Source organism: Oceanospirillum sediminis, from assembly GCF_014164585.1.
GTDB classification, from domain to species: domain Bacteria; phylum Pseudomonadota; class Gammaproteobacteria; order Pseudomonadales; family Halomonadaceae; genus Oceanospirillum; species Oceanospirillum sediminis.
Map to the genome: position 1 here is coordinate 191644 of NZ_JACJFM010000003.1, position 18161 is coordinate 209804.

The window sequence follows — 18161 nt, forward strand, 5'->3', positions numbered from 1 at the left end:
ACAGACCTGATTAGAGGATAATACGATGGAATGGGAAGCAGTGATCGGGCTGGAGATTCATGTCCAGCTTGCCACCCAGTCTAAGATTTTTTCCGGAGCCAGCATTGCGTTTGGTTCCGAACCTAATACTCAGGCCTGTGCCGTTGACCTGGGCCTGCCTGGCATTCTGCCGGTACTGAATGAATCTGCCGTTGAAATGGCAGTAAAGTTTGGTCTGGGTATTGAAGCTGAGATCGGCAAGAAGTCTGTTTTTGAGCGTAAGAACTACTTCTACCCGGACCTGCCAAAAGGCTATCAGACCACGCAGAATGATCTGCCAATTGTTGGCCCTGGTATCATCGAAGTGGAGCCGGAAGAAGGCAAAATCCGTCAGATCCGCATCCACCATGCACATCTGGAAGAAGATGCGGGTAAATCCCTGCACGAAACGTATTTTGATGAAAGCGGCCACGGCATGACGGGTATCGACCTGAACCGTGCCGGTACACCGCTGCTGGAGATCGTATCCGAGCCGGATATGCGCTCTGCCAAAGAAGCTGTAGCCTATATTAAAGCGATCCACAGCATTGTGACCTACCTGGGTATCTCTGACGGTAATATGTCAGAAGGCTCCATGCGTTGTGATGCTAACGTTTCTGTCCGTCTGAAAGGCGAAGAGAAATACGGCACCCGTGCTGAGATCAAAAACATCAACTCGTTCAAGTTTATCGAAAAAGCGATCAATCATGAGATTGAGCGTCAGATCGAATTGATTGAGGATGGTGGTAAAGTCGTTCAGGAAACCCGCCTGTACGATCCGGATAAAAATGAAACCCGCTCTATGCGTAGCAAAGAGGAAGCTAACGACTACCGCTACTTCCCATGTCCTGATCTGCTGCCTGTGGTACTGGATGAAGCCTATATCGAGCATATCCAGGCTGAAATGCCGGAACTGCCGAAGCAGAAGAAGCAGCGTTTTGTGGATGAAATGGGCCTGTCCTCCTATGATGCTGGCGTACTGTCTGCCACCCGCCCAATGGCGGAGTACTTTGAGCAGGTAAAAGAGCGTTGTGGCGATGCTAAGCAAGCCGCAAACTGGGTAATGGGTGAACTGTCCGGTCAGATGAACAAAGACGGTGTTGAGATTGAACAGAGCCCGGTATCTGCTGAGCAACTGGGTGATCTGATCAGCCGTATCATTGATAAAACGATCAATGGTAAAGCCGCCAAGCAGGTGTTTGCAGCCCTGTGGGCTGGTGAAGGTGCGTCTGCTGATGAGATCATCGAAGCGAAAGGTCTGAAACAGGTTACTGATACCGGCGCGATTGCCGCTGTTGTTGACGAGGTACTGGCTAACAACCCTCAACAGGTTGAACAGTATCAGGCTGCGCCGGAAGATAAGCGAGGCAAAATGGTTGGCTTCTTTGTTGGTCAGGTGATGAAAGCATCGAAAGGAACTGCGAATCCTCAGATGGTGAATCAGCTATTGAAAGAGAAGCTGGGTTAATCAAATTATCCCGATGACTCTGTTAAAAATCCCCATGATTGCAAAATGATGGGGATTTTTTTATCTGATAAACAGGTTTTTGTCTGACAACAGTTATCCGTGCGCAACAAGGATAGCTTTATGATGGTCATCAATCAGGTCGTCAGTGAAAAGGTGCTGGAAGAAACGGCTTCTTTACCTCGTTTATAACCCTTCATGGTATGTTGCAAGCAGCACAGAGTGCTATGCTGCCGGTATCAATCATCATCTGGCGTATGAGCATAGGGCCAGTCCATTCTCCTGGAGAAAGGCGATGGTTCTTTGGTGATCTCTTTTTACTCTTGTTTCAGAGAGGGCCGGAGAAAGCAGAAATACTATTTCTGGTCCATATCAATGGCGCCATCCCAGTTGCGAGCCACTTTTTTACTGAGTAAACGGGCGCAGGTCTGATAGTGGAATTTCAGTGCCTGATCTTTAGGGAACATCAGAGCGCCTTTTTTGAACCACTTTACAGCACTCTCAAAGTCTTTCTGGTGGCGATATGATAAACCATGAGCAATATAGGTCTCTGCTTTAATCTTGGCTTCCTGCACTTTGACCGGATCATTTTCCAGAATTTCATAGATTTCAACCGGCTCTTTTTTCCCTTTTACCCGCAGCCAGTCCAGAATACGGTGTTTGAAAATATCCCGATCTTCCAGAAGGTCCATTGTGTCACGGCTGACAATAATTCTGGCACCATAGTATTTCGTCAAACCTTCCAGTCGGGAAGAAATATTCACGGCATTACCGATAGCGGTAAAATCCATGCGTTCAGCACTGCCTACCGTACCTATCATTACCTCACCGCTATGGATACCTATGCCAGTCTGAATCGGCGGATAGGACACTTTTCGTCGATGTTTGTTATAGAGGACCAGAGCACGTTGCATATCAATAGCGGCCAGAATAGCTGAGTGAGCACTTTTACGCTCACTATCCAGTTCGAACAGAGCCATTATGGCATCACCGATAAACTTATCCACAAAGCCACCATGCTTCTGTATTGGTGGTTCCATACGAGACAGGTAAGAGTTCAGAAAACGGAACACTTCATCCGGTGTCATCAGCTCGGATAGTTCCGTAAAAGCACGGACATCACTGAAAAGAATGGTGATATTGCCGCTGTCAAAGTTCCCCAGGCTGATCTCTTCAAAGTCATGGGCTTTTTTTCGGCTGATAAACTGTTTAGGAACAAATTTTTCGAAGGTGTTGGAGAATTTCTGACGGGTCTCCATGACACTCTGGGCCAGCAGGTTTTCTCTTTCCAGCATTCGCATGCGATCGGCGATACCCAGTGACATAATCATGCCGCCGAAAGAGGCCCCGATATAAGCGGAATATTCGGTGTAAAAGTTACTGGGAATAAAGCCCATTTCCTGAAGGACAAAGTAAAATATTCCCAGAACCAGTAACATCCAGCTCATCAGGTAGTACTGAACGGAGAATACCGCGCGGTTCAGGCTGACCGCTCCGGTGATCAGGCTGGTTACTGCACATACAAACGCAATTCCCATTCCGAAAGGTACCATAATGTCGTACGGTAATAGCAGAGACAGAAAAGCTCCCGTGGCGGCAATGGACATAATAGCGATCAGTACATAATCAATAATAGGGGTATTTCTGCGTGTGCCAAGAAAGCGACGGCCGAGCAATGAAAAGCCTATTACGCCTGCAAACAGGAAAAATGGCAGGCTTTTATCCGAAAGAGACGGGTAGTATCTCCAGATAAACTCAAAGGCAAAACCATCGATAGACATAATAATGGCGACAAGGCATGCCATACTGGCGATATAGTACAGATAAATCTTATCCCAGCTGTTGACCAGAACCAGGAAGTTATAGGTAATTAACAGAGCCAGTACACCATAGAAGAGGCCATAAATATACTGCTCAAGGTTCAGTTTGCTCAGCAACTGTTCGGGCTGCCATAACCTGATTGGCATGGGCATAAAACCTTTGGTTTTCAGGCGCAGATAAGCTGTAACGTACTGCCTGGCTGGAATATCCAGTCTGAACAGGAAATGTCTGCTGGAGAGTTCACGTTTATAAACCGGATAGTTGGCATTGACCTTCCGGCTCAGACCCTGTCCATTAGCATCAAACAGATACAACTCCACCTGATCATAAAATGGATAGCCTACTTCCAGTATCAGTTCTTTATCCTTACTATCGGGATTGATCAGTTCTGCTTTAATCCAGTGAACGGAGCTGTACATATCTGAATCAGCCATACGAATGCTATTGCGTTCAAACAGTTGTTGTCCCGCTGCTCCTGCGATTTCTCTTATAGTAAGTGAGCCTTTACTATCCTTGAAGATGGAGATATGACTATTTAACAGATAAGGTCCAGATGTTCTGTCCAGTACCAGAGGTTCACGGGCAAATAGCAGCAATGGGCACATGACCAGGGTTAGTAGTGCCCATCTGAGTAGTTCTGGTTTCATACGGTCTCTATTTTCAAACTCCGCGCTTTTCCGAAGCCCCGTGAAAAATACGCCTTACCTGGCAGGATATTCAATGACTTATATACAGCACCGAACAAAGCCGGTACCTATCAGTTATAGCAGACTCAAAGGGATGCAGGAAATATCTGAAGGCTCATGATATCTTAAGGGATAACACAAAAATACCAGAAAATAATGTTCTGATTCATAAATGGATGATTTCCGTAGTGGATTGGAAATAGCCCACTACGGAGTAAAGGCATTCAGTGAGACAGCATTGAGTTATGTTTAATCTTCTCAGCTGTCCCCGCCAAACAGATCCCGGGTATATACTCTTTCAGAGATATCCAGCAGATCATCTGTCATTCTGTTTGCCACAATGACATCAGCCCTTTGTTTAAAGTCGGCCAGATCGGACAAAACTTCAGAATTAAGGAAACGATTTTCGTGGGCTGCCGGTTCATAAATAATGACTTCGATACCGACTGCTTTAATGCGCTCAATCACCCCCTGAATAGCTGATGCTCTGAAATTATCTGAGCCAGCTTTCATGACCAGTCTGTATACACCGACAACTTCAGGCTTTTTGCGAATAATAGAGTCGGCAATGAAATCTTTCCGGGTACTATTGGCGTCTACAATCGCCTGAATCAGGTTGTTAGGCACAGATTCGTAGTTGGCCAGTAGCTGCTTAGTATCTTTTGGCAGGCAGTAACCTCCATATCCAAAAGAGGGATTGTTGTAGTGGGAACCGATACGGGGATCAAGCCCTATGCCCTCAATAATTTGTCGGGAATCCAGTTGATGGGTTTCAGCATAGGTATCCAGCTCATTAAAGAAAGCAACCCGCATTGCCAGAAATGTATTCGCAAACAGTTTAATAGCTTCTGCTTCTGTGGAATCAGTGAACAGTGTTGGAATATCTGTTTTTCTGGCGCCTTGTTGCAGCAATGTGGCGAACTGCCGGGCCCGTTCCGATTGTTCACCGACCACGATGCGGGATGGATACAGGTTGTCGTACAGCGCCTGACCTTCGCGCAGGAACTCGGGAGAGAACATCAGATTACTGGTCTGATATTTTTCTCTGGCTGACGCTGTAAAACCAACGGGAATAGTGGATTTAATCACCATGACTGCATCAGGGTTGATTGCGATAACATCCTGAATAACAGACTCAACACTTCTGGTATTAAAGTAGTTGGTTTCCGGGTCATAGTCTGTCGGCGTGGCTATGATCACAAAATCTGCTTCAGCATAGGCTTGCTGTTTATCTAATGTAGCCTGAAAGCTGAGGGCTTCATTGGCCAGAAAATACTCAATTTCCGGATCGGCAATGGGAGATTGCTGCTGATTAAGCAGATCTACTTTTTCAGACAGCACATCCAGTGCAATAACCTCATTGTGCTGGGCCAGCAATAACGCATTAGACAGACCAACGTAGCCTGTACCAGCAATAGCTATCTTCATACTGCAGACTCCCGGTTCAGCCAGTCCAGATATTGTCGGACGCCTTCAGCTACTGTGGCAAATGGCTGATCATAGCCCGCCTCTCTCAGAGCAGAGATATCGGCTTCGGTAAAGCTCTGGTAAGCCCCTTTCAGGTGTTCAGGGAAAGGAATATATTCTTTATGGCCAGATTGACCACTATTGTTGTGCCAGGCCAGTACGGCATCGGCAACGTCATTAAAGCTCTGGCAACGGCCGGTACCCAGATTGAAGATGCCACTTTTATCCGGATTCTGCCAGAACCAGAGTTTGACTTTAACCAGATCCTGCACGAATACAAAGTCCCGGCGCTGTTCACCATCAGCATAACCATCGGTGCCACCAAAAAGTTTACATACACCAGATTCTTTCAGCTGATTGTTAAAGTGGAACGCGACAGAGGCCATTGAGCCTTTATGCTGTTCACGAGGGCCGTAAACATTGAAATAGCGAAAACCTGTGACCTGGCTTTCAAAGGTATGTTCAATACTGCGAACATACTGATCAAACTGCCACTTAGAGTAGCCGTATACATTCAGAGGTTTTTCAAACTCCCGAGCTTCTTTAAAGACATCACTACCGCCATAGACAGAAGCACTGGAGGCATAAAGAAAAGGAATTTTTCTGCCCAGACAGAAATGCAGCAGGGCTTTGGAGTAATCATAGTTATTGTGCATCATGAAGCGTCCATCCCACTCTGTTGTGGATGAACAGGCTCCTTCATGAAAGATAACTTCAATGTCAGGTAATGATTCCGGGGTGTTTTGTACCTGGCTCAGAAAATCGTCCTTGTCCATATAATCCGCAATATCACAATCGCTGATGTTATAAAATTTGCGGCCATCACTCAGGTTATCCACAACCAGAATATCCGTACGTCCCTGTTCATTCAAAGACTTAACAATATTGCTGCCAATGAAGCCAGCACCGCCTGTGACTACGATCATTCAGAAACCTCGGAAATCATTCAGTGATCCCGGCTTTTCTCCTGCTGCAGATTATTATCCGAAGCAGGTGAGCGGCTTTACGGGATGTCATCAAAAAGTATCAATGCGTTAAATGAGTCTGGCTGTACGCTGCATAGCCAGATGAATGGGGTCATGCATTGTTGCTCTGAGCAAACGCTATGTTATGGTGTATGGCCACTTGTTGAGGACGTCTGTCCCATCATCAGGGCTCAAGCCCGAAATCGCGAGCTTTTGTTCAGAGGCTTAGTTTGTGTCTGGTATTTTATATCAGCTCAGGGCTATCCGACACCGGCTAAAGCGTTTTGCCTCGCCCGATACCTGAAAAGGTCAGCCCGGCAGCTTCAGCCTCATCCGGATTAAATATATTACGACCATCCAGCAGCAGAGGCGTATTCATGGACCCGGCCAGGCGATACAAGTCCAGATTCCAGAACTCTTTCCACTCCGTCACCAGCATGACGGCATCAGCCTGTTCCGCAGCTTGCCAGGGGGAATTACAGTATTCAATATCAGTTCCTTCAGGCAAGGCTTGATCTGTAAAGTGCGTGCGCATAGAGTCCAGAGCAACCGGATCATACAGGCTGACTCTGACACCATGTGTCAGTAATGACTGAACCAGTACAACCGCCGGGCTGCCATAAATGCTGGCAGTACCGGGTTTGAATGAGCAACCCCAGATAGCGACTTTTTTACCCTGTACATCGGCATCAAAATAGCGCCAGAATTTACGGAATAACAGATCTTTTTGCTGTTCGTTAATGTCACAGACACTGCCCAGAAGACCGGACTGAAAACCGCTGCCCAGATTCTGTACCAGTTGCTCCAGGGTATTCATAAAGGCCTGGCCACCGAAACCACACCCCGGATAAAGGTACTGGAAGCCAATACGGGAATCAGAACCGATACCGTGCCGCACCGGCTCAATATCAATATCCATAGCATCTGCAAAACCTGCCAGTTCATTCATAAAACTGATGCGTGTGGCCAGCATGCCGTTAATGGCGACCTTAGTCAGCTCCGCTTCTTTGGGCTGCATAACAATCAGGGTGTCTTTACTGCGATTGAAAGGCGTTAGCAGACGTCTCAGATAATCAGTCGCATCATTATGCTGGCTGCCCAGAATAATACGTTCTGGTCGGGAGAAGCTTTCAATTGCACGTCCCGATTGAATAAAACCTGGCCAGTAGACAACACATACCTGATCAGGCAGGGCTTTATTCAGAGTCAGCTGCAAACGATCCGTAGTGCCAACCAGTACCGGATGGGTCAGCGCGATAATAACAGGGCTGTTTTGCAAAGCAGCCTGTTGACGGGCAAAGACCAGACAGTCTTCCTGCAGTTGGTCAAAATTCTCAGTATTGCGTGCGTAGATCAGCAGGCGAATCGCCTGATTGGAAAGTGGGTCAGGTACCGTCGTACTGTATGGGTTTCGGAGTATTTGTAAGCGCCCGCTGCGACTTTCCTCGTCGAGCATACGCTTAAGACCAGGTTCTCCGGACAGATCCTGATGACCTGTGGTGCTCAACCAGGTCTGACAGCCTGTGGATGCCAGTACCGTTGCTTTTGTCCAGGCCACGATATCATCGCCTGTCACCAGTACACTCATGCCTGCGATCCTTTGATTACTGCTGTGATTGCCATTGTCTGACTGATATGTCTGCTGATTATTGTGATCATGCCTGCTTATCACTGGATAACTGTCTGACCTGGCTGATTTGTCGGGACAGAGCCTGTGTCGAGCTGTCCAGATGGTTCGGGCTATCATTTTCAGCCACTGCACCAGAGAGTGCGGGCTGTAGTTGCAATGCCACGATTTTACCCAGCTCAACACCCCACTGGTCAAACGGATTAATGCCCCAGATAACCGCCTGGGCATACACTTTATGCTCATATGCTGCAATCAGAGCACCCAGGGATTCCGGATTGAGGTGATCCAGTAATAAGGTTGATGATGGCTGATTGCCCGGATAATGGCGATACGGGTTATCGGAAGGCTCAACGGCATGATTGCCAAACGCCAGTACCCGGGATTGTGCCAGGCAATTCGAAATATTCAGTTCATGCTGAGCCAGCATGGAAGCATAATGTGCACTGCCCTGAATACTATCATAGCGGCGTGCGGCCAGAATAAAATCAGATGCGACGGCATGGGTGCCCTGATGCAGCAGCTGATAAAATGCGTGCTGTGCGTTGGCTCCGACTTCTCCCCAAAGCACCGGGCAAGTCTCATAGCTGATCGCTTCGCCGGACTGCAGTACCGATTTACCATTGCTCTCCATCTCCAGTTGTTCCAGATAGGAGGGAAAGAACTTCAGACGGCCATCATAAGGTAAAATAGCGTGAGCATGGATTTTCAGGAAGTTAACATTCCATATACCGCAAAGCGCCATCAGTACAGGGATATTATTATCCAGAGGGGCCTGAGAAAAGTGGCAGTCCATTTTATGAGCGCCCAGCAGCAGAGCTCTGAAGGTTTTCATGCCTAATGCCAGCGCAATAGGCAGACCAATAGCAGACCACAGCGAGAAACGTCCGCCGACCCAGGACCAGAAATGTAACTGGTTTTCAATCGGAATACCCCATTGAGTCATTTTCTCAGCACTGGCCGAGACTCCAATGAAATGACATCGATACATCAGGGCGTCATTGTGACAGAACTGGCGTAACCAGGCGCGTACGGTATCGGCGTTGGACAGTGTATCTATGGTCGTGAATGATTTGGATGAGACAATAAACAGCGTGGTTTCAGCATTCAGATGACTCAGCAGTTCGAATAACTGACTGCCATCAATCGTTGAAGCAAAGTGGACTTTTAATGCTGAGGTCTGAGCATATTCACGCAGAGCATGGGTCACCATCAGAGGGCCAAGATCACTGCCACCAACACCCAGATTGACCACATCTGTGATTTTACGCCCGGTACAACCTCGCCAGATGCCAGACTGAATCCGATCCACCAGTCCGGCCATTTTGTCCAGTTGTCGATGGACTTCCGGCAGGATACGGCTGTCATCCGGTTGCAGGTGATCAGGGCCAGCCTGTTCTGGTGTACGCAGTGCCGTATGCAATGCCGCTCTCTGTTCGCTGTGGTTAACAGGCTGGCCTGTGAACAGATGTTTGATTTTTTCGGGCAGCTGGCGCTCTTCAGCCATCTGAATCAGCGTTTTCAGAATCTTATCGTCCAGTCGCTGCTTACTGTAATCCAGCGTCAGGCCATCGATGTGGCTGCAAAACATTTGTCCACGTAAAGGATGCTGCCGGAACAGCTCTGCCAGATCCGGAGCGGCTTCAGCCAGGGTATTAAGCTGTTTAAAACTGCTGCTCTGGTCAAAGGGCAGGGAGGTATATAATGATTCCGTATCCGATATCATATCGCTGAAATATTCCTGGTCACCGGTTATTACGAGCGGTTATCTGACCGGATACCTGCTATTTCACGGCTGAACAGGTTCCGGCTTCTGAAATGAGTGAATCTGCAGGAGTGGCCGCAGAGTCAGATTAACCCTGCTTCTGAGGCCAGTTGCTGATTGGCTTTCAGCCAGCCTTCGATATAGCCGCAATCAAATGTCCGGCCTTTCATCCGGTAAGCCTGAACACTATGGCCATTGGCAATCAGCTGATCAATGGCATCGGTCAGCTGGATTTCGCCCCCGGCACCCGGTGGAGTTTCAGCCAGTACAGACATAATACTTCCGGGAAGAATATAGCGGCCAATAACGGACAGACGGCTGGGAGCTTCCGATGGTGATGGCTTTTCTATCACAGATATCATCGCTACACTTTCACCGGCAGCAGGTTCCAGCCCGGAGCAATCGACAATGCCATACTGATTGACGCGTTCCAGCGCAACCTGCTCAACCATAATCTGCGCTGAACGGGTTTCTGCAAAACGCTGACACATCTGCCGGAGGTCATTGGCCTGCAGATCTGAAGGCTGATTTTTAACCAGAACATCCGGCAGAATCACTGCGAATGCCTCATCTTCTGCAATCAGGTGAGATGCGCTATAAACCGCATGCCCCAGTCCCAGAGCCTGATCCTGACGAACGCTGGTAATTTTCAGTTCAGGTGGTGCTATAGCTTTAAGGGTGTCCAGAATCGCTTGTTTACCCTTTTCTTCCAGCAGCGTTTCCAGCTCGAAATGAGGGACAAAATGGTCTTCAATGGCCGATTTGCCAGAGCGAGTCACCAGAATAATTTCATTCAGGCCTGCAGCCAGTGCTTCTTCTACCACATGCTGGATCACTGGACGATCAACAACCGGTACCATTTCTTTAGGAATTGACTTACTGATAGGCAGTAAACGGGTTCCCAGACCCGCGACAGGGATAACCACCTTATTTAACTGATTGTCTGAGACCGTCATTTTTCCGCTCTTACTGTTCGTCTGGTGCAATAGTACACCAAGGCTATGCTGATCGGCAGTCCTGAATGCGCTGAGGGACTATTTTCAGCGAAAAGATGTGAAAAAATTGCCGATATGTTGTCAGAGCTGAATACCCTGATCTTCTGACGCCGGATTACGGAAAAAATTTTGTCAGGATGTCAGAAATGTTCCGATTATGTTGCCTGACTGTTGAGCAGCACTTCCGCCAGTTCGGCAAAGCCATAGCCACCAGAGCTGGCGGTAATAAAGCGCGGGCTGTATTTCAGATCGGGTAAAAAACGGCGAATATTACCCACGCCAAAAGTGTGATCGAAGTGTTCAAACATCGCTTCATCATTCGGAGAATCTCCGATAAAAGCGCATTGTCCGGGGTGCAGATCAGATTGTTGTTGTAACCAGTGCAGGGCGGTATCTGCTTTACTGTAGTCTCCCAGCCATGCGTTGATATGAATAGAACTGAGCCTGGCGGATATGCCCTGATCGGTCAGCCATTGTGTCGCTTTGATCGCTGTTTCTGCCGGCACCTCGGCCTGCTGGCCTATGTCAAAAGCCATATCGGTCAGGCGGTATGGCTGATCAAGGGTATAACCCACATCGGGAAAGTGCTCTGATAATTGCTGGCCCAGTCTGAGCAGAGTGGTCCGGTTTTTTGCCCTGACTGCCTCCGGATAACGAAATGACGTTTGTACATGCCCCAGGCTGTCCTGAGTCATCCAGAAACTGCCATTTTCTCCGATAACGGTGGTGACAGGCCAGGTACGTATCATGCAATCACACCAGCCACCACAGGCTCCGGTAACCGGAATAACCTGAATACCAGCTTGCTGCAGGCGGGACATCGCCTGGAAGGTTTCCAGAGGCAGCTGTCCCTGCCAGGTCAGCGTATCATCCACATCGGTAAACAGAACTTTGACCGCAATATCCAGTTGATCAGGGAGAGGCTGGACAGAAACCGCATTCATATACAGGTTATCCTTAACAGTGATGACAGATAAAAATTCAATGATGTCTGACCCGGCATACAAGCCGGGCCAGGTTTTTCGAGTAGGGTACCTGAAGCCGGTGATGGTGCCCGAAGCCGGATCGTACTCACAGTGTCAGGCACTCTGCATCAGGCGCTCAGTGTCAGACATAAGGGCTGATGGTCTGAGGCATCGGTTTGAGTGTCTACTACCAGATTCTTAATACTCAGTGCCCGGTTCATCAGAAACTCGGTATTACACAGGAAGAAATCCCGGCAGTGCTCACCTTCTGGCCATTGCTTGTGGTCATGGCAGCCGCAGGTCGGCAGGTGAGGAGTTTCTTCATTCAGCATCGCCCAGCAGTCATGCCAGCCAAGATCATTGGTCAGCCAGTCGTAATCTTCGCCTTCCACGGCCAGGTTCAGATCACCGCATAACAGCACCTCGGCTGTTTCCGGTGCCGGCAGGTAACAGCCATGAGTATCCCGGGCGGGTTCCGATTCCCGTTTCAGTTCAGCCTGGTAGCGGATCTGGTTTAAGGCATCAATTTGCTGTCGGCGTTCACCCTGATGATGGAATGCCAGGTGAGTATTAATGATTCTGACAACACCATCAGAGCCATCTTCATTCTGGTAGCACACCAGGGTTTCTACGGCACAGCGGGGCATCTGCCAGATACCGTCAAGTGCCGGAGAGGGCAATACATGCACCCGATAATCTGCCAGTTTTTCAGAGCGAACCAGAGTCAGATTGCCAAACTCTCGCCGGACTGGAAGAGCCGTTGCAGCGGTTTGGTCCGATGTGCTGGTTTGATCCGATGTGGTGGTTTGATCCGATGGTGGTGGTGCTTCAGCCAATGGCCAGCTTAATGCGGCCCCCCAGACCGGGCTGTATTCCGGGAAGGCCTGACAAAATAATGCCAGTTGATCATTATGGCCATGTTCCGGAAAAAAACGTGCCACTTCCTGTAAACAGATCACATCAGCCTGTGGCCACTGCTTTAAGGTATCGACAATCCGCTGTACCGAAAAAACACCATCGCATCCCAGAGTCGCCTGAATATTCCAGCTGACAACCTGCATCACATCTTCCTCTATTCGATAATCTCTTCATAGCCTGGACAGAATAATCCGCTAAATCTACATAATCTGCACGTTCATTCAGTCTGGCCAGGCTATTTGATACCTGCCCGCATAAAGGATTGCACGAACTGTTTCTGGAACAGTAAAAACAGCACCAGCAACGGACCAACAGAGATCAGGGTGCCAGCACAAATAACCGGCCAGTCCACGCCGGATTCCGGGGCCCCAAAGATAGCCATGCCGACGGTGAGCGGGCGACTGTTTTCTGTGTTAGTGACCACCAGAGGCCATAAAAAGTTATTCCAGTGATAACTGACCGATACCAGAGCAAAGGCCAGATAAGTCGGTTTGGCTAAAGGCACGTAGACTTTGCGGATAATCTGCAGCTCTGAGCAGCCTTCAATTCGTGCCGCATCTTCCAGTTCCTGGGGCACGGTTTTAAAGGTCTGGCGTAACAGAAAAATACCAAAAGCACTGGCCAGATAGGGCAGGCCGACGCCGATATAAGTATCGATTGCATTCAGACTGGCCAGGGTCTGGTAGTTTTCTACAATCAGGATCTCTGGCACTACCATCAGCTGCATCAGAATCAGGGCAAAGACAATGGCCCGTCCCCGGAACTCAATGCGGGCCAGGGCATAACCGGCCAGTGTACAAAGAGCCAGCTGACAGATCAGAATCAGGCCGGTAATCACCATAGTGTTAAACATATACGCCATAAAAGGCGCCTGCTGCCAGGCAGAGTAAAAATGTTCCAGAGTCAGGGGGGCATTCAGGTCAAAACGCGTGGCGAATTCACCTGGATGAAAAGCCGCCCAGAATGCGTATAACAGCGGAAAGATCCAGATCAGTGCCAGCAACCAGGCCATGATGGCAGACAGCCATTCCGCCAGACGAATCAGACCGGCTTTGATACCTTCTCCGGGTATCGGATTCAGAGATGTATCCATTGATTTATTCATAATGATTCCCCGCCATTTTTACGACTGTTCTCTTTCAATTACTTGCTTATCGATAATGAACCCGGCGTTCCAGTACACCGAACTGAAGCAGTGCCAGCACGACCAGAATCATTAACAGCACGACCGTAAGCGCAGCGGCATAAGCGGTATCAAAGAAGCTGAAGGCATTTTCGTAGATGTAATACAGCAGCAGATTACTGGCATTATTCGGGCCGCCTTTCGTCAGAATAAACAGATGATCCACCAGCTTGAAGGCGTTCAGAATGGCATTGACCAGGACAAATAAAGTGGTGGGCATTAACAGAGGCAGCGTAATTCTGCGCAGCATTCTGAAACGGCTGGCACCTTCGATTTCGGCTGCCTGGTACAGTTCCGGGCTGATGGCCTGCAGCGCAGCCAGATAAAAGATCATAAAGAAGCCTGCTTCTTTCCAGATCGTCATGACCATCAGACTGGGCAGGCTCAGATCAGGATCGCCCAGCCAGTTATAACCATCACTGCCAAACCATTCCAGAATCTGATTAAACAGGCCAATTTCCGGGCTGTAGAAAAACAGCCAGATATTAGCCACCGAGATCATTGGCAGAATAGTCGGGGTGAAATAAGCCAGTCGAAGAGCGGCCTTACCGGACAGTTTGCTATTCACCCATAACGCCATCGCTAACGCCAGTGCCATTGAGGCAGGTACCGTAACAACGGCATACCAGAAGCTGTTATCCAGTACCTGACAGAACACTTCATCTTCCAGCAGAAACTGATAATTTTCGGTTGAAAAATCAACAGGAGTACCGGCACTGGTAGAAAAAAAACTGTTCCACACTGTGCTGACCGTGGGCAGATGGGTAAAGGCCAGTAAAAAGATCAGAGCAGGTAATAGCAGTAACCAGGCCTGAGCCTGGCGCACCAGATTGGGTCTGAACAGTCCGGGTTTAAGAGCGGCTGACGTCATAGATAATTCCTGACTTATAGCGATTCAGGGAAATAATAAACTTCGGGAAATTATTCAGGGCTGTGCCGATGGAGCAGGCCAGCCCTGATATCAGACCCTGTTGATCAGCGATAACGCTTCAGAATACGGTCTGCCTGCTTCTGAGCAGAGTTCAGAGCATCTTCAGCCGATTTCTGGCCAGACAGCGTGGCCTGAATCGCATCATCCAGCAGCTTACGCACACGACCAGCCTGATGAGTCGATAGTTCAGCGGTGGCGTGTTGCAGCTGATCCCGTGCTACTGCAGCGGGAGGGAACTGCTGGACATAAGCGGACAGCTCTGAAGTGTTATAAGCATCCTGGCTGACGCCCATATAACCCGTAGCGATACTCCAGTTTGCGGCCTGTTCCGGAGAGGTCATAAACTTAACCAGTTTCAGAGCTGCTTTGCGCTCTTCAGGAGAGGATTTTTTGAACAGGTAGAAATTACCGCCACCGGTTGGAGAACCCAGCTCTTTCTGTGCTGGCAGCTTAGCGACTCCAAAATCAAATGCGGCATTTTTCTTCACTGCCGTCAGGTTACCGGTGGAGTGCCACATAATAGCGGTTTTCTGATCCAGGAAGTTCTGGCGCAGCGTGCCCCACTCAATGGTGCCTTTGGGCATAATCTGGTGATCGTTGCCCAGAGACTGCCAGTATTTCAGTGCATCAACGACCGCCGGATCATTAAAGTAGGTCTGGTTACCGGCCTGATTCATCAGCACCTGGCCATTCTGTTTGGTCAGCGCACCAAACATCCAGTAGGGATAACCGGTGGATGGGATCATCGCACCCCATTGTTCAACCTTACCGCTACCACTTTTTTTCGTCAGCTTTTTACCCATGCTGACCAGCTCATCCCAGCTTTCAGGCGGTTGTTCCGGGTCCAGACCCGCGGTGCGGAACATATCCTTGTTGTAGTACATGACGATGGTTGAACGCTGGAAAGGCACCCCCCAGGTTTTCCCTGCTACCTTGCCGTTTTCCATCAGAGCCGGATAGAAGCTGTTCAGCCACTGGCGATCCTGATCAGAAGAGACCACTTCATCGAAAGGCACAATAGCGTCCAGATCCATCAGCTCGTGCACATCAATAGAGAACATCACCGATAGCTGAGCAGGTTTACCGCTTTTCAGTGCTGCCAGCGCTTTAACACGGGCATCGTTGTAGTTACCGGCATAGATCGCAGTAACGTCAATATCCGGGTTCTGTTTTTCGAACGCCTCGATCATACCGTCAACGACTTTCGTTAACGGACCGCCTACCGCCACCGGGTAGTACATAGTCAGATCTGTTTTTGCCTGAGCGAATGCCGATAATCCTGCAGCCAGTACACCAGCCAGCAGACTCTTTTTACGCAACATGGGAAGTATCCTTTTTAGTCTCTTTTGAGAGTGAGTGACGTGGAACGGAGGACGTGGCCAGACGCTGGCCTGTCTTCGAAGAAAAACGATGTTCGTGTTCAGCTTTCCAGCCCACCGTTAACCGGTGTCCCGGACTGAGCACATGATGTCCGGCCAGGCTGAGCTTCAGCACCTGACCATTAAAATCCAGGCAGATCTGAGTATCTGCCCCGTGGTAATCGCAGTTAATGACCGGCAGCGTATGCTGAATCAGATCTGAAGTCAGAGAGGTTTCTGCAACCTGATCAACAGGCAGGCTGGTTGCTATAGCCTGATCAGCAGAAGATAAACAATCTTCCGGCGGCACCCCGTTATCTGTAGTACCCAGCACCCGGATCTGCTCCGGGCGGATACCCAGAACATCCTGTTGCAGAGTCAGCAGGTTCATCGGAGGGTGGCCGATAAAGCTGGCAGCAAAGGTCGTTTCCGGTTGCGTGTACAGCTGGTGAGGTGCTCCCATCTGCTCAATCCGGCCCTGATTTAACAGAACAATCCGATCGGCCATGCTCATCGCTTCGATCTGATCATGGGTGACGTAAATAACCGTCAGGCCGAGCTTTTTCTGCAGAGCACGAATTTCACAGCGCATCTCATTACGCAGACGGGCATCCAGATTGGATAATGGCTCATCCATCAGGCAGAGCGGTGCCTGGGAGACAATGGCCCGGGCCAGAGCCACACGCTGACACTGACCACCGGATAGCTGGCCTGGCTTTTTATGCACCTGCTCCTGCAGATCCACCAGTTCCAGTACTTCCATCAGGCGTTTATGCTGCTCTTGTCTGGCCACTTTCCGGGCCTGCAGACCAAACAGAATATTGTCTTTCACACTCAGATGAGGGAACAGAGCATAGGACTGAAACACCATAGATAACCGGCGTTTGCCCGGTGGCAGGTGGGTAATATCTCGTCCATTCAGCAGAATCTGCCCTGCGGTAGGCGTTTCCAGACCCGCCAGCATTTTAAGGGTGGTGGATTTACCACAACCTGACGGACCTAACAGGGCGATAAATTCACCCTCTGCCACATCAAAACTGATGTCATCCACTGCTTTAACAAAAGGACTATCAGAGTGAGCAGAAGTCCGGGTATCGCGCCAGGCTTTGGTTAACTGACGTACAGATAAGAAACTCATACCAGACACCCTCCGCATTCAATGATATCCACACCAGCGGCTTCACAGGCGGGCGCCAGAGCTTCAGGTAATTCATCAATATAGAAGCGATCAATATCTGTCATCTGACCGGTACGGATCGGAGCGCTGCGCAGGTATTTACTTTTATCGGCTACCAGAATGCGTTGTTCGCAATTCCCCATAATAGCGGCAGAGATATGGGATTCTTCCGGGGAGAAATCCAGCAGAGCGCCGTTTTCTGCCAGGCCGCCAACACCGAAAATGCCGTAGTTGACCTGGAATTTACGCAGGAACTGAGTGGTATCTTCGCCCATCAGATCCTGATCGGAAGGACGAATACGGCCTCCGGCCAGATAGGTGTCAATGTTATCGTTCTGGCACAGCACCAGGGCCGCATTCAGGTTATTGGTTACCACGGTCAGACTGTTGTGATGTACCAGCTCCCGTGCAATTTGCTGAGGCGTCGTGCCGATCCCGAGAAAGACACTGGCCCCCTCCGGAATAGCTTCGGCCACCTTTCGGGCAATACATTTCTTCGCTTCCAGATTAATCACCTGGCGATTACTGAACGACAGATTGTGGGACTGCACAGGCAGTGTAATTCCGCCATGTACCCGTTTAACCAGTCCCTGATCACTGAGTTCATTCAGATCTTTACGGATGGTTTGTACCGATACATCAAACCGGTGAGTCAGATCACCGCTGGACAATGTCCCGGCGCCCTGACGTAATAATTTCAGAATGGCGTGTTGTCGTTCAGATAATTGCATTTCGTTCGATCCCGCTATCAGGTTTCGAACGAAATTATTCAATGTTCGTGTGAAGGTTTTGTGTGCTTAATGTGAAAAACAGAAGTCAG

14 protein-coding genes are annotated in these 18161 nt (G+C 49.2%); 1 reads left to right on the forward strand and 13 read right to left on the reverse strand.

The annotated features are described in order from the left end of the window. The first annotated feature begins 25 nt into the window (after positions 1-25). Positions 26-1486 (forward strand): Asp-tRNA(Asn)/Glu-tRNA(Gln) amidotransferase subunit GatB, encoded by a 1461-nt coding sequence (gatB, locus tag H4O21_RS03835; protein ID WP_182807522.1) that lies wholly within the window; start codon positions 26-28, stop codon positions 1484-1486. A 353-nt stretch (positions 1487-1839) separates the two neighbouring features. On the opposite strand, the gene H4O21_RS03840 is transcribed toward gatB, so the two are convergent. The 13 genes from H4O21_RS03840 to H4O21_RS03900 all read right to left on the reverse strand — a co-directional run bounded on the left by H4O21_RS03840 (position 1840) and on the right by H4O21_RS03900 (position 18072). Then, complete coding sequence (locus H4O21_RS03840; protein ID WP_182807523.1) at positions 1840-3951, reverse strand: 7TM diverse intracellular signaling domain-containing protein; 2112 nt, start codon at positions 3949-3951, stop codon at positions 1840-1842. 297 nt (positions 3952-4248) lie between these two features. Next, positions 4249-5418, reverse strand: a complete 1170-nt coding sequence (locus H4O21_RS03845) for a nucleotide sugar dehydrogenase (protein WP_182807524.1) — start codon at positions 5416-5418, stop codon at positions 4249-4251. Continuing rightward, a complete protein-coding gene (gene rfaD, locus H4O21_RS03850; protein WP_182807525.1) occupies positions 5415-6383 on the reverse strand; it encodes an ADP-glyceromanno-heptose 6-epimerase in 969 nt (322 codons plus the stop codon). Before rfaD ends, H4O21_RS03845 begins: the two co-directional genes overlap by 4 nt. Positions 6384-6696: 313 nt before the next feature. Further along, the gene (locus tag H4O21_RS03855; protein ID WP_182807526.1) at positions 6697-8010 is read right to left on the reverse strand and encodes a nucleotide sugar dehydrogenase; all 1314 of its coding nucleotides are present in this window, start codon (positions 8008-8010) and stop codon (positions 6697-6699) included. Between the two features lie 67 nt (positions 8011-8077). Continuing rightward, positions 8078-9775, reverse strand: a complete 1698-nt coding sequence (gene pgi / locus H4O21_RS03860) for a glucose-6-phosphate isomerase (RefSeq protein WP_182807527.1) — start codon at positions 9773-9775, stop codon at positions 8078-8080. Positions 9776-9897: 122 nt separating this feature from the next. Continuing rightward, positions 9898-10770, reverse strand: coding sequence for a UTP--glucose-1-phosphate uridylyltransferase (locus H4O21_RS03865; RefSeq protein ID WP_182807528.1), 873 nt, complete (start codon positions 10768-10770; stop codon positions 9898-9900). Between the two features lie 194 nt (positions 10771-10964). Further along, positions 10965-11753 carry an HAD family hydrolase gene (locus H4O21_RS03870; RefSeq protein ID WP_182807529.1) on the reverse strand — a complete coding sequence of 263 codons (789 nt, stop codon included), beginning with the start codon at positions 11751-11753 and terminating at the stop codon, positions 10965-10967. A gap of 149 nt (positions 11754-11902) precedes the next feature. After that, positions 11903-12835, reverse strand: a complete 933-nt coding sequence (locus H4O21_RS03875; protein ID WP_182807530.1) for an endonuclease/exonuclease/phosphatase family protein — start codon at positions 12833-12835, stop codon at positions 11903-11905. A gap of 92 nt (positions 12836-12927) precedes the next feature. After that, on the reverse strand, positions 12928-13797 hold the full coding sequence (locus H4O21_RS03880) for a carbohydrate ABC transporter permease (RefSeq protein ID WP_440590219.1): 870 nt from the start codon (positions 13795-13797) through the stop codon (positions 12928-12930). Between the two features lie 46 nt (positions 13798-13843). Continuing rightward, on the reverse strand, positions 13844-14746 hold the full coding sequence (locus H4O21_RS03885) for a carbohydrate ABC transporter permease (protein ID WP_182807531.1): 903 nt from the start codon (positions 14744-14746) through the stop codon (positions 13844-13846). 104 nt (positions 14747-14850) lie between these two features. Further along, the gene (locus H4O21_RS03890; RefSeq protein ID WP_182807532.1) at positions 14851-16128 is read right to left on the reverse strand and encodes an ABC transporter substrate-binding protein; all 1278 of its coding nucleotides are present in this window, start codon (positions 16126-16128) and stop codon (positions 14851-14853) included. Beyond that, on the reverse strand, positions 16118-17302 hold the full coding sequence (locus H4O21_RS03895) for an ABC transporter ATP-binding protein (protein WP_182807533.1): 1185 nt from the start codon (positions 17300-17302) through the stop codon (positions 16118-16120). The genes H4O21_RS03890 and H4O21_RS03895 overlap by 11 nt, the downstream gene beginning before the upstream one ends. Then, the gene (locus tag H4O21_RS03900; RefSeq protein WP_182807534.1) at positions 17299-18072 is read right to left on the reverse strand and encodes a DeoR/GlpR family DNA-binding transcription regulator; all 774 of its coding nucleotides are present in this window, start codon (positions 18070-18072) and stop codon (positions 17299-17301) included. The genes H4O21_RS03895 and H4O21_RS03900 overlap by 4 nt, the downstream gene beginning before the upstream one ends. Between the last annotated feature and the right edge of the window lie 89 nt (positions 18073-18161).

Coding starts and splice junctions, on each gene's coding strand:
- H4O21_RS03895 (WP_182807533.1), bottom strand. CDS start 17,302: ATGAGTTTCTTATCTGTACGTCAGTTAACCAAAGCCTGGCGCGATACC.
- rfaD (WP_182807525.1), bottom strand. CDS start 6,383: ATGATCGTAGTCACAGGCGGTGCTGGCTTCATTGGCAGCAATATTGTT.
- H4O21_RS03900 (WP_182807534.1), bottom strand. CDS start 18,072: ATGCAATTATCTGAACGACAACACGCCATTCTGAAATTATTACGTCAG.
- H4O21_RS03845 (WP_182807524.1), bottom strand. CDS start 5,418: ATGAAGATAGCTATTGCTGGTACAGGCTACGTTGGTCTGTCTAATGCG.
- H4O21_RS03875 (WP_182807530.1), bottom strand. CDS start 12,835: ATGCAGGTTGTCAGCTGGAATATTCAGGCGACTCTGGGATGCGATGGT.
- H4O21_RS03870 (WP_182807529.1), bottom strand. CDS start 11,753: ATGAATGCGGTTTCTGTCCAGCCTCTCCCTGATCAACTGGATATTGCG.
- H4O21_RS03885 (WP_182807531.1), bottom strand. CDS start 14,746: ATGACGTCAGCCGCTCTTAAACCCGGACTGTTCAGACCCAATCTGGTG.
- H4O21_RS03880 (WP_440590219.1), bottom strand. CDS start 13,797: ATGAATAAATCAATGGATACATCTCTGAATCCGATACCCGGAGAAGGT.
- H4O21_RS03855 (WP_182807526.1), bottom strand. CDS start 8,010: ATGAGTGTACTGGTGACAGGCGATGATATCGTGGCCTGGACAAAAGCA.
- H4O21_RS03865 (WP_182807528.1), bottom strand. CDS start 10,770: ATGACGGTCTCAGACAATCAGTTAAATAAGGTGGTTATCCCTGTCGCG.
- H4O21_RS03890 (WP_182807532.1), bottom strand. CDS start 16,128: ATGTTGCGTAAAAAGAGTCTGCTGGCTGGTGTACTGGCTGCAGGATTA.
- H4O21_RS03840 (WP_182807523.1), bottom strand. CDS start 3,951: ATGAAACCAGAACTACTCAGATGGGCACTACTAACCCTGGTCATGTGC.
- pgi (WP_182807527.1), bottom strand. CDS start 9,775: ATGATATCGGATACGGAATCATTATATACCTCCCTGCCCTTTGACCAG.
- gatB (WP_182807522.1), top strand. CDS start 26: ATGGAATGGGAAGCAGTGATCGGGCTGGAGATTCATGTCCAGCTTGCC.